Raw genomic sequence first — 12,086 nt, forward strand, 5'->3', positions numbered from 1 at the left:
GGAAAGCATGATGAGCGAGAAGAAGACCCTTCCTCCGGCGCAGGCGAAGCTGCTGCGTCAGCTGGCTGCCGTGGTGCTGGTGCTGCTGGCCGCGTGGTTCGGCTGGAGCGCCTGGGAGCAGTTCCGCGACAGCAACCGCCGTCATGCCGTCGAAGGGGCGCGCGATGCCGCGGTCCAGGAGGTGCAGGCGCTGCTGACGAGCGAGCAGAAGCAGTTCGCCACCCGGCTGCAGAGCGCGCCGGTGCAGGCGGCGCTCGCCACGGGCGACCTGCGCCTGGCCGGTGAAGCGCTGACCCAGGGCTGGGCCTCCGCGACCGACGGGGAAATCCTCTCGACCGATCTCGATCCCGCGTATGCCGGCCTGCCCAAAACCGGTTACGGGCGGCTCGCCGCGATGGAACAGGCCCTGGCCGAGCAGAAGCCCGTCGCGCGCATCGTCGTCGACGCCCTGGGCAAGCAGAAGCTGAGCCTGGCGGCGCCGGTCCTGCGCGGTGCCGAGGTCCTCGGCGTGGCCAGCGTGCGCCTGCCGCTCGACCGCATCGCCGCCAGCGTCGAAAGCGCGCGCGTGCCCGAAGACACCTACCTGGCCCTGCGCCAAGGCTCCAGCAGCCTGGTCGAGCGCGGCGACAAGAGCCTCGCCAGCGGCGCCGAAGTGATGGCGGCCAAGGTGCCGGGCAGCGATCTGCGCGTCGCCGCGGCCATTCCCGACGTCGCCGGCGGCCCGTTGGGGCTGGGCTGGCTGCCCTGCGCGGTCGTGACGGCGCTGCTGCTGCTAGGCGCGCTGGCGGCCTGGTTCTATCCGCGCATCGCGGGCGGCCGCGCGCGCGCGCTGCCCGAGGACGAACAGGAGCCGACGCTGGCCCAGATGGCCCCGATGGCGACGCCTGCAGCGGCCCCCGCTCCGGTCGCCGACGCCACGACCGCTGCCGCGCCGTCGCCCAAGGCCGGCGTGGCCATCGACCGTGGCATCTTCCGCGCCTACGACGTGCGCGGCGTGGTGGGCAAGACGCTGGACCCTGGTGTTGCGGAACTGCTCGGGCAATCGATCGGTTCGCTGATGCAGCAGCAGGGCCTGCTCGACATCGTCGTCGGCCGCGACGGCCGCCTGTCCGGCCCGGAACTGGCCGAGGGCCTGATCAACGGCCTGCGCAAGGCCGGCCGCAACGTCATCGACATCGGCATGGCGCCGACGCCGGTGGTGTACTTCGGCGCGTACCACCTGCGCGCGGGCTCCTGCGTCTCGGTGACCGGCAGCCACAATCCGCCCGACTACAACGGCTTCAAGATCGTGGTCGGCGGCGAGACGCTGTCCGGCGACGGCATCACCGACCTGTACGACCGCATCGCCGAAGACCGGCTGTACACCGCCGACCAGCCCGGCAGCGTGCGCTTCCAGGACATCGGCGACGACTACGTCCAGCGCATCGCCAACGACGTGCAGATCGACCGGCCGCTGCGCGTGGTCGTCGATGCCGGCAACGGCGTGGCCGGCGACCTCGGCCCGCGCGTGCTGTCGGCGATCGGCGCCGAAGTCACGCCGCTGTACTGCGACATCGACGGCACCTTCCCGAACCACCATCCCGATCCGAGCGAGCCGCAGAATCTCAGCGACCTGATGCGCATGGTCGAGCGCCTCGACGCCGACCTGGGTATCGCCTTCGACGGCGACGGCGACCGCCTCGGCGTGGTCACCCGCGATGGGCAGAACATCTTCCCCGACCGCCTGCTGATGCTGTTCGCGCAGGACGTGCTCGAGCGCAACCCGGGCGCGATGATCATCTTCGACGTCAAGTGCACCGGCCGCCTGCCGGGCCACGTGCTGCGCCACGGCGGCAGCCCGCTGATGTGGAAGACCGGCCATTCGCTGATCAAGGCCAAGATGCGCGAAACCGGCGCGGAGCTGGCCGGCGAGATGAGCGGCCACTTCTTCTTCAAGGAGCGCTGGTACGGCTTCGACGACGGCATCTACGCCGCCGCGCGCCTGCTGGAGATCCTGTCGGTGCAGCCTGACTCGCCTTCGGCGACGCTCGCCGCGTTGCCCGACGGCGTATCCACGCCCGAGATCAAGGTGGATGCGCCCGATGGCGATCCGCACACCTTCGTCGAGCGTTTCCGCACCGCGGCGCAGTTCGAGGGCGGGCGCACATCGACCATCGACGGCGTGCGCGTCGACTTCGCCGACGGCTGGGGCCTGGTGCGCGCTTCCAACACCACGCCGGTGCTGGTGATGCGTTTCGATGCCGACAACCAGGCGGCGCTGCAGCGCATCCAGCAGGCCTTCCGCGAGCAACTGCTGGCGCTGAAGCCGGATCTGTCGCTGCCGTTCTGACGCGCGCCGCGACGACGGCACGCCAATGAAAAAGCCGGTCGTTCGACCGGCTTTTTTCTACCCCAAAACTTTTCTACCCCGGAACGGGTCAGGTCCCGCCGCCCTCCACGGGCGTCACCGCCGGCGCCTTGGGCGCTTTCAGTTCGCGGTAGGTCTGCAGCGCGTGGGCCAGCTCGGTGTCGATCTCGCTGCGGTCCTTGTGGTGGCTGACCAGCATGGCCTGCTGGCGCATCAGTTCGCTGTGCTGGGTGCGGATGGTGCCGGTCAGGTTGGCCGGCACCGGCTTGCCGGCGAGCTCGGCCTCGCCGGCCTGGCGCAGCAGGCTGATCAGGCTCTGGCGCAGTCCGCCGATGCTGAGCTGGGCGGCCTTGATGGTGTCGTCGAGCAGCGCGATGCGCTCGTTGAAGGCGCGGCGCAGGTCGGCCTCGGTGGCATAGGACTCGGCCATCGCGCGTTCGCGCATGCGCCGTGCGGCTTCCTCGAACTGCGCCTGGCCGGCGAGTTCCGCCTGCGCGGCGGCGGCGGCGCGCTCTTCCTCCGTCAGCGCCCGGCCGACCTGGCGGGTGGCCAAGCCGCTCTTGGTGCTGAATTCGGTGCGCGCGGCATCGGTGGCCGAGGCGGGCAGGGCGTCACCGCAGACCTTGCGGCCGCCTTCGTTCCAGCAATACAGCTTCTTCTTCGGCGCCTGCTGGGCGCTGGCCGGAGCGGCCAGCAGCGCGGCGCACAGGGCGAAGGCCAGGGGGGCGTGCAACTTGCTCATGAATTCTGCTGCCGGTATCGCGGATGCCGGGAGCAACGCAAGAATCGCGCCAGCTGCGCCGCGCGTGCGGTCAGGTCGCGTCCTCGCTCCCGTAAGCGGCACGGTACGCCAGCAAACGTTCGCGTTGTGCAACGAGCCCGGCGTCGCTGCCGGCGAAGTCGAGCAGATCGGTCAGGGTCGCCACGGCGATCACCGGGAGCCCGTGTTCATCCGCGACAGTTTGTGCCGCGGAGCGTCGCGAGCGCGCCGGATCGACGGCTTCCTGCCGGTCGAGCGCGATCACGATCCCGGCGGCCATCCCACCGGCCTCGCGGATGATGGCCAACGCTTCACGGATCGCGGTGCCGGCGGTGATCACGTCGTCGACGATCAGCACGCGCCGGCCGGCCAGCGGCGCGCCGATCAGCGTGCCGCCCTCGCCGTGCGCCTTGGCCTCCTTGCGGTTGAAGGCCAGCGGCAGGTCGTGGCCGCGCCGCGCGAACTCGCAGGCCACCGCCGTGGCCAGCGGAATGCCCTTGTAGGCCGGGCCGAACAGCAGGTCGAAGGCGACGCCGTGCGCGGCGATCGCATCGGCATAGCAGCCGGCCAGTTCCGCCAGCAGCGCGCCGGAGTTGAACAGTCCGGCGTTGAAGAAATACGGGCTCTGGCGCCCCGACTTGAGGGTGAAGTCGCCAAAGCGCAGCGCATCGGCGCGCAGCGCGAGCTGGAGGAAGCGGGAGCGGTGGCTGGAAGACACGGGATCGGGATTCAGGATGGGAGATGCGAATTGTCGCATCGGAACGCGGACGGGTTTCGATGGCATGGTCAAAGCGTCCGCCGCTTCCGCCGCATGGGGTAGTCTGCGACCTCGCGTCTTCGCGCATCCCCCATCCGAATCCCGATCCCTTTTCATGCGCATCATCAGCTTCAACGCCAACGGCATCCGCTCGGCCGCCACCAAGGGCTTCTTCGACTGGTTCGCCACGCAGGATGCGGACGTGCTGTGCCTGCAGGAAACCAAGGCGCAGGAGCACCAGCTGGGCGATCCGTCCGCGCCGGTCGACAACGTGTTCCGCCCGGCCGGTTACCGCACCTACTTCAAGGACGCGAGCACGAAGAAGGGCTACAGCGGCGTCGCCATCTATGCGAAGCGCGAGCCCGACGAAGTGCTGACGGCGATGGGCTGGCCGGCGTTCGACGACGAGGGCCGCTACATCGAGGCGCGCTTCGGCAACCTCAGCGTGGTGTCGTTCTACATCCCGTCCGGTTCGTCGGGCGAGCTGCGCCAGGACTTCAAGTTCGAAGTGATGAAGTGGCTCGAGCCGATCCTGCAGCAGTGGCTGCACTCCGGTCGCGATTACGTGCTGTGCGGCGACTGGAACATCGTGCGCAGCCGCCTCGACATCAAAAACTGGACCAGCAACCAGAAGAATTCCGGCTGCCTGCCCGCCGAGCGCGACTGGCTCAACGGCCTGTGCCGCGAGGGCAGCGGCTGGGTCGATGCCTACCGCCATCTGCATGCGGAAGGCGAGGACTACACGTGGTGGAGCAATCGTGGCGCGGCGCGCGCCAAGAACGTGGGCTGGCGCATCGACTACCAGTTCGTGACGCCGTCGTTGCAGGACAAGCTCAGGCGCTGCGCGATCCATCCGACGCCGCGCTTTTCCGACCATGCTCCGTTCACGGTGGACTATGACCACGCCCTCTGACGCTGCGCGCAAGTCCGGGTTCTTCGCCTCGCTGGCCGACTACTGGCGGCCCGGCGTTCGCGAGATGCTGTTCCTCGGTTTCGCCGCAGGCCTGCCGTTCCCCATGGTGCTGACCACGCTGTCCGCGCGGCTGCGCCTGGCGGGCATCGACCGCACCACGATCGGGCTCTTCAGCCTGGTCGGCCTGGCCTATTCGCTCAAGTTCGTCTGGGCGCCGATCGTCGACCGCTACCGCCTGCCAGGTTTCGGCGCGCTGGGCCAACGTCGCGCCTGGATGTTGCTCGCGCAGGTCGGCGTCATCACCGGCCTGGTCGCGCTGGCGCTCGCCGATCCGGCGAGCGATGCCCAGCGCGTGGCGCTGCTCGCGGCGATCACGGCGTTCTGCTCGGCGACGCAGGACATCACCATCGACGCGTACCGCATCGAGGCGAGCGACGCGAGCCTGCAGGGCAGTGCCTCGGCGGCGTATCAGATCGGCTACCAGGTGGCGCTGATCTGCAGCGGTGCCCTGGCTCTGACCACCGCCAGCCATGGCGGCTGGACGGCGGCCTACTTCCTCATCGCGACGCTGATGCTGGTGGGCATTGTCGCGACCATGCGGATCCGCGAGCCGGTGGCGGCGATCGAACGGGGCCGGCCGCAGCCGGCACTGATCGAAGCGACCGCGGCGCGCCTGCGGCCCACGATGGTGCTCGGCGCGCTCGCCACCACCGTGGTGGCCTGGTGGGGGCTGCGCATGCTGCTTCCGGCGAAGGATTCGACGCTCGCGCTGGACGCCACCGCCGTGGCAATCGCCTGCTTCGAACTGGCGCTGTTCGCCGTGCTGCAGTTGCACGCGCTGCGCGGCGTGCGCGAGCGCCTGATCGGATCGGTCGCGCTGCCGTTGCTGGACATCGTCGACCGCTTCGGCTGGAAGCTCGTGGTGCCGATGCTGCTGCTCATCGTCACCTATCGCCTCAACTACATGACCATGGGTGTGGCGGCGAACACCTTCTACCTGGACATGGGCTACACGCTCGATGAAGTCGCCGTGGTGTCCAAGCTCTACGGGATCGCGCTGACGCTGTTCGGCGCGGTGTACGCGGGCTGGCTGGTCAAGCGCCTGGGCTTCATGCGCAGCCTGCTGCTCGGACTGGTGCTGCTGAGCGCGGCGAACCTGCTGTACGGGCACGTGGCGACGCTGCCGAAGGACCCGAGCCCGGGCATCGCCTGGCTCGCCGCGGCGATCAGCCTGGACAACGTGGCCAACGGCATCGCCGGCACGGCGTTCATCGCCTACATGTCGTCGCTGACCAGCAAGCAGTACACCGCGACCCAGTACGCGCTGTTCGGCACCCTGTGGAGCCTGCCGGCGAAGAGCCTGGCGAGCCAGTGGGGCCGCATCGTCGACGCCTGGGGCTATCCGCCGTTCTTCGTGTACACCGCCGCGATGGGGCTGCCCGCGCTCATCCTGGTGCTGTGGCTGATGCGCCGGGAGCGGCTGGCCGCGGCGCGTTCAGCCGGAGAGCAAGTGTGACAAGGGAGTGATCGAAGTAGTATTGATTCCCGCCTACCCGTGCCGGCATTTCCCCCGATGACCGAGATCGTCCTTCGCGACATCGATCCCGTGCTGGCGGACCGCATCCGCCGCATCGCGGACGCGCGCCGCTGGGACTTGCCGCGCACGCTGCAATACCTGCTGGAACAGGGCCTTTACGCGGTCGAAGCCGACATGAACGTCCGCTTCAGCGACACCGACAGCGACGCCCTGCGCGAGGCGATCGCGGCATTGGAGAGCGTGCCCAACGATCCGGGCTTCTCGCTCATCGGCCGCGTCGAACGCCCGAAGGAGCTGGACGCGCCGAGCCTCGACATGAACTTCACCGTCGCCGAGTTCAACGACCGCAAGGATCCCGCGTAATGCGCCTCGCGCCGTTCACGCGGCCGGATGGATCACGCCGAGCACGCGCGGTCCGCGCGCACCGCTGACGCTGGGCAGGTTGCCCGGCAATCCCGCCAGCGTCTGCCGAGCGAGCCATGCAAAGCCCATGGCTTCGACGAAGTCGGGATCGAGGCCGTGCGTCGCCGTGGACTCCACGGTAATGCCCGGAAGGTGCGCGGCAATGCGCTGCAGCAGCCGCGGGTTGTGCGCGCCGCCGCCGCAGACCAGCACGCGGCGCGTGTGCGGCTGGTGCGCAAGCAACGCGGCGGCAATGCTGGCGGCGGAGAGCTCCAGCAGTGTCGCCTGCACGTCCGGCGGGCTCTCGCCGCCGGCGAGGCGCACCTGTACCCAGTCGAGATGAAAGACCTCGCGCCCCGTGCTTTTCGGCGGCGGCAAGGCGAACCAGGGTTCGTCCAGCAGGCGCTGCAGCAGCGCCGGATCGCACTGCCCCTGCGCGGCGAACGCGCCACCGGCGTCGTAGGCCTGACCGGTGTGGCGCACGCACCACGCGTCCATCAGCGCGTTCGCGGGGCCCGTGTCGAAGCCGCGCACGACGCCCTGTCGCGGCAGCAGGGTGAAGTTGGCGATGCCGCCCAGATTGAGCACCGCGCGATCTTCGTGCGGCGAATGCAGCAGCGCGTTGTGCAGGGCCGGCAGCAACGGCGCCCCGTGGCCGCCTGCGGCGACGTCGCGGCGACGGAAATCGGCGACCGTGGCGATGCCGGTGCGTTCGGCGATAACGTGCGCGTCGCCCAGCTGCATCGTGAAGGGATGGGCGCCGTCGAACGCCGCGCCGCTCGGACGATGGCGCACGGTCTGCCCGTGCGAACCGATGGCGCGCACCTGCGCCGGTGCGATACCGGCCTCGACGAGCAGGCGCGAGGCGGCATCGGCGAAATGCTCGCCGATGCGTACATCAAGCGTGCCGATTTCGTCGATCGAATCGATCGCCGCGCCCTGGCCCAGCGCGATCAGGCGGGCGCGCAACGATTCCGGCCACGGATAGGTGCGGCCATGGACCAGTTCGCAATGGGCATGGCCTTCGCCGGCGAAACGCACCAGCGCGGCATCGATGCCGTCGGCGCTGGTGCCGGAGATCAGGCCGACGAACAGTTGCGATGCGATGGGATTCTGCGCCATGCGCGCAGTAAAGCGTTCCCGCCTGCAATTGGATAGTGCCCGCTGTGCCGCGCCAACCGCGGGGCGGCATCAACCCTTGCGCGGATCCTTGCGGGAATCCGTCGCCGTCGCCACCGGCTTCGGCGGAGCACCGGCATCGGCGTAGATGATGTTCTCGACCTTCTGGATGCGCATCAGCGCGACCGCGGTCTGCTGGCGGAACTGCGCCAGCGTCGGACCGCTGAGCGGTTCGGCCGGCGGCATCGTGATGGAAAGCGGATTGCGGTGCACGCCGTTGACGCGGAATTCGTAGTGCAGGTGCGGACCGGTCGACATGCCGGTGGTCCCGACATAACCGATCACCGTGCCCTGCGCGATGCGCTGGCCGCGCTTGATCTTGCCGATGCGCGACATGTGCCCGTACAGCGTGGTGTAGCCGCGGCCGTGATCGAGCACCACGGCATTGCCGTAGCCGCCCATCCAGCCCGCGGACACGACACGTGCATCGCCGGCGGCCATGATCGGCGTGCCGACGCGCGCGGCGTAGTCGACGCCCTTGTGCATGCGCATGCGGCCCAGCACCGGATGGTGGCGCGCACCGAAACCGGAGGTGAGTCGCGCATACGGAATCGGCATGCGGATGAAGCTCTTCTTCAGCGGGCGGCCGTCGCCGGTGAAGTACTCGGCCTTGCCGTTGCGCACGAAGCGGAAGCCGGTATGCAGCTTCTTGCCGGTGGTGAAGGTCGCGGCCAGCACCGGGCCGGTCTTGATCAGTTCGCCTTCGCGCCAGGTCTGTTCGACCACGACGCTGAAGCGGTCGCTCGCGGCCACATCGTCGTTGAAGTCGATGTCGTACTTGAAGATGTCGTCGGTCAGCGTGTTGATCGCCCCGGCGCTCAGCCCGAGCTTGCGTGCCGAATGGAACAGTGAACGGCCAACCTTGCCGCTGATCACCACGGTGCGGGTTTCGGTCGGGCGCTCGATCACCTTCTGCCGGATCCTGTCGCCATCGAAGCTCAGTTCGACGCGATGGGTCTCGTCGCGATCGAAACGCAGGCCGCGTAGCTGCCCGCCCTTCCCGTCCTGACCGACCGGGAGGTCGAACGCCAGCTCGCTGCCGGGGCGCAGCCGGGTCAGTGCCTCGCGCGCGCCCGGTTGCTGCAGGACTTCGTGCAACGTCGCCGGCGACAGGTCGAACTGCTTGAACAGCGACGCCAGCGTCTGGCCGCGCTCGACCCGCACCACCTGCCAGCTGTCGCCGGCCTGCCCGTGGACACCGGCGAGCGGCAGCGACGGCAGCGGCAACGCCATCGACAGGTGCGGGGTGGGCGCGTGGGCCGGCTGGGTCGGGCTGAACCCGGGGACGATGGCCGCCACCAGCATGCCGAGGGTCGCCACCAGGCTGGCCTGCGCCCACTGCCGGCGCGACCAGCGGCCATTGAAACCGTCGGAAAGATGACGGGCGAGAACCGGCCGGTGCAGTGCGGCTTCGCGCAGTGCCTTGAGTCGTTCGCGCCGCTGCGCGCCCAATCCGGATTTGCCCATCGCTACCATCCCCCTGCTATCGATTCGGATTTCCGGCGGCCGCTCCGTTGGCTGTCGAAATGTGGCTGTCGAAACGCCTGCGCGCATGCGTGACGTGCGCGCGACGGCGGTACCATAGTCACGTGAGCAGTCCGCGTCAAATCATTGAAGGACAAAGGAATTTTGACGTGCAACCCGGTTTAACGCCGTGTTAACTTCCACCTAACGAATTTCACGCCGCCTATCGCATTCAGGCGGACGCCACTCATCGGAAAACGGCCGTGCCCCACAACCAAACCCAAGACGCCCTCGACCTGATCGCACGCGGGGCCGAGGAAATCCTCAAGCGCGACGAACTCGAGGCGCGCCTGAAAACCGGCCGTCCGCTGCGGGTAAAGGCCGGCTTCGACCCGACCGCGCCCGACCTGCATCTGGGCCACACGGTTCTGCTCAACAAGATGCGCCAGTTCCAGGACCTCGGCCATCAGGTGATCTTCCTGATCGGCGACTTCACCGGAATGATCGGCGACCCGACCGGCAAGAGCGTCACCCGCAAGCCACTGACCCGTGAGGACGTGCTCGCGAACGCGCAGACGTATGCCGAGCAGGTGTTCAAGGTGCTGGACCGGGAGCGCACCGAAGTACGCTTCAACAGCGAGTGGTTCGGGCAGATGTCGGCGGCCGACATGATCCGGCTCGCCGGGCAGCACACGGTCGCACGCATGCTCGAACGCGACGACTTCGCCAAGCGTTACGCCGCACAGCAGTCGATCGCGATCCACGAGTTCCTGTATCCGCTCGTGCAGGGCTACGACTCCGTCGCCCTGAAGGCGGATGTCGAACTGGGCGGTACCGACCAGACGTTCAATCTGCTGATGGGCCGCGGCTTGCAGGAACACCACGGCCAGCCGCCGCAGATCGTGCTGACCATGCCGTTGCTCGAAGGCCTCGACGGCGTCAACAAGATGTCGAAGTCGCTGGGCAACTACATCGGCATCAATGAGCCGGCAATCGACATCGTCACCAAGACGATGAAGATCGACGATGCGTTGATGTGGCGCTGGATCGATGTGCTCAGCTTCGAGATATCGATTGCGGAAGCGGCTTCGCTCAAGCGCGATATCGAGGAGGGCGCACTCAATCCGCGCGACCTCAAACTGCGGCTGGCGCGCGAGCTGGCGGCGCGCTTCCACGGCGCGGCCGTGGCCGAAACGGCTGTTGCCGGCTGGAATGCGGCCGTGCGCGGCGAGGGGGATACGGCATCGTTGCCGCTCAGCGAGATAGCGGTGCCCGCGGAGGGGTTACGCATCGCCGCGCTGCTGACCGCGGCAGGCCTGACACCGAGCAACTCCGAAGCCAATCGCAAACTGAAGGAACGCGCCGTGCGTATCGACGGCGAGGTGGTCGAGGATGCGCAGCGCATCCTGACCCCGGGGTTTGTCGGGATGCTGTCGGTGGGCAAGCGCACTTTCGTCCGGGTGTGCCTGGTGGCTGCCTAGCGCGCGGATGGCGAGGTGTGGCGATGTGGAGTAGCGTTGCCAGCGCCCACCCGGAGGGCGCTTGAAAGCAGCCTCGCCACTTCCGCAGGAGTTCGTTGTGAACGACTCGTACGATCCACAGGGCTATTGGGAAAGAGTCAACTCCCATCGCAAGTCGATCGATTTTCTTCGGGCGTTCTACGACGAAATCAATTCCCTGTCTCCGTCTGCAGGCAAGGAGCACCTTGCCCGGGCGAACCAGATGGAATGGATGCGGTCCGCGTGCCGGCAATACGGGTGGAAAACGCTGCTGGATGCAGGGTGTGGGCCTGGCTTCTGGTTTCAGCTCTGGAGGGATGAGGGCATCTCGTTCGCAGCGGTCGACCGGGCTCGTTCGGCGCTACCCAATGCCCGTGCCATGGGCAGCCGGCTGGACCTGCAGGTGCGCGTCGAGCAGGCGCCTCTTTCGCAGTTGCCTTTCGGCGACAAGGAGTTCGACGTCGCCGTGACCGTGAAGGTGTTGCTGCACACGCCGCCGGACGAAATTGTCGCGGCCATGCGCGAGTTGGGACGGGTGGGGAAGTACGTGATGCTTCTCGAGTTCGCCTCCGAACGGGTGATCGAAACGCAACCGCACGTATTTCAGCACGACTATGCGGGCATCGCCGGGCAGTTGGGATTCCGGCTGCTCAAGTCGGAGCCGCAGCCTGGCTATCAGCGGTTTTTTGTCATGCAGAGCTGATGCCCGCCGGAGTGGCTGCAACTTCTCTGGCTGAAGATTTTTTCAACTCCCCCTTCCCAATCTGGTTGCGGCTGTGCACAATGCGCGCCCCGCTGACCGGGCGGCCCTTGAGGGGGCGGAACGGGAGGGCGGGGCGGCCAAAAAAGATTGCGACACGGTGTTGACGGAATCGAAATTGGCTGTAAGATAGTCGGCTCCCTCGGACACTTTGGTGTGACGGGGCAGCGGTAAAGAGGGATGCGGCGCTGAGGCCGGTTCCGGAGATCTTTGACAGTGTGCGCAGGTGACTTGTGCGGGCGTCTGGCCGGTGGATGCATGTCCATAGAGCAGACGTTCGTAACAGAGCAACAAGTCAATTCAAATGCAGAAATGCAAGCGAGTAATTTGGTGCCTGGAATGGGCTCTGCACTCGAAATATTTGGGTTTTCGGACCCATGCAGTTTTAAGTGAAGAGTTTGATCCTGGCTCAGAGTGAACGCTGGCGGCAGGCCTAACACATGCAAGTCGAGCGGCAGCGCGGGGGCA

At 67.6% G+C, this 12,086-nt stretch carries 9 protein-coding genes, 1 rRNA gene and 1 pseudogene; 7 read left to right on the forward strand and 4 right to left on the reverse strand.

The features are described from left to right. Positions 1-10 precede the first annotated feature (10 nt). Positions 11-2,329, forward strand: a complete 2,319-nt coding sequence (locus ACFPN1_RS12925) for a phosphomannomutase/phosphoglucomutase (protein ID WP_386755498.1) — start codon at positions 11-13, stop codon at positions 2,327-2,329. A gap of 88 nt (positions 2,330-2,417) precedes the next feature. On the opposite strand, the gene ACFPN1_RS12930 is transcribed toward ACFPN1_RS12925, so the two are convergent. Then, positions 2,418-3,089 (reverse strand): hypothetical protein, encoded by a 672-nt coding sequence (locus ACFPN1_RS12930; protein WP_386755499.1) that lies wholly within the window; start codon positions 3,087-3,089, stop codon positions 2,418-2,420. Between the two features lie 70 nt (positions 3,090-3,159). Then, positions 3,160-3,864 (reverse strand): orotate phosphoribosyltransferase, encoded by a 705-nt coding sequence (gene pyrE / locus ACFPN1_RS12935; protein WP_386755523.1) that lies wholly within the window; start codon positions 3,862-3,864, stop codon positions 3,160-3,162. A 115-nt stretch (positions 3,865-3,979) separates the two neighbouring features. On the opposite strand from pyrE, the gene ACFPN1_RS12940 reads away from it, so the two are divergent. The 3 genes and pseudogenes from ACFPN1_RS12940 to ACFPN1_RS12950 form a co-directional block, all read left to right on the forward strand. Next, the gene (locus ACFPN1_RS12940; RefSeq protein WP_386755501.1) at positions 3,980-4,777 is read left to right on the forward strand and encodes an exodeoxyribonuclease III; all 798 of its coding nucleotides are present in this window, start codon (positions 3,980-3,982) and stop codon (positions 4,775-4,777) included. Further along, positions 4,761-6,293: an AmpG family muropeptide MFS transporter gene (locus tag ACFPN1_RS12945; RefSeq protein WP_386755503.1), complete on the forward strand. Its 1,533-nt coding sequence runs from the start codon at positions 4,761-4,763 to the stop codon at positions 6,291-6,293. The genes ACFPN1_RS12940 and ACFPN1_RS12945 overlap by 17 nt, the downstream gene beginning before the upstream one ends. 57 nt (positions 6,294-6,350) lie before the next feature. Next, a pseudogene (locus tag ACFPN1_RS12950) lies at positions 6,351-6,569 on the forward strand (hypothetical protein); the annotation flags it as partial. Between the two features lie 123 nt (positions 6,570-6,692). On the opposite strand, the gene ACFPN1_RS12955 reads toward ACFPN1_RS12950, so the two are convergent. Continuing rightward, entirely contained in the window at positions 6,693-7,838 is a 1,146-nt protein-coding gene (locus ACFPN1_RS12955; protein WP_386755505.1) for an anhydro-N-acetylmuramic acid kinase, read from the reverse strand. A 69-nt stretch (positions 7,839-7,907) separates the two neighbouring features. Next, positions 7,908-9,371, reverse strand: a complete 1,464-nt coding sequence (locus tag ACFPN1_RS12960) for a peptidoglycan DD-metalloendopeptidase family protein (RefSeq protein ID WP_386755507.1) — start codon at positions 9,369-9,371, stop codon at positions 7,908-7,910. A gap of 251 nt (positions 9,372-9,622) precedes the next feature. Here ACFPN1_RS12960 and tyrS point away from each other — a divergent pair, with 251 nt between their 5' ends. The 3 genes from tyrS to ACFPN1_RS12975 form a co-directional block, all read left to right on the forward strand. After that, a complete protein-coding gene (gene tyrS, locus ACFPN1_RS12965) occupies positions 9,623-10,840 on the forward strand; it encodes a tyrosine--tRNA ligase (RefSeq protein ID WP_386755508.1) in 1,218 nt (405 codons plus the stop codon). A gap of 97 nt (positions 10,841-10,937) precedes the next feature. After that, positions 10,938-11,561, forward strand: a complete 624-nt coding sequence (locus tag ACFPN1_RS12970) for a class I SAM-dependent methyltransferase (protein WP_386755510.1) — start codon at positions 10,938-10,940, stop codon at positions 11,559-11,561. A gap of 443 nt (positions 11,562-12,004) precedes the next feature. Continuing rightward, a 16S ribosomal RNA gene (locus tag ACFPN1_RS12975) occupies positions 12,005-12,086 on the forward strand; the annotation flags it as partial.

It is taken from the genome of Lysobacter yangpyeongensis (assembly GCF_042655745.1).
Lineage (GTDB): Bacteria > Pseudomonadota > Gammaproteobacteria > Xanthomonadales > Xanthomonadaceae > Agrilutibacter > Agrilutibacter yangpyeongensis.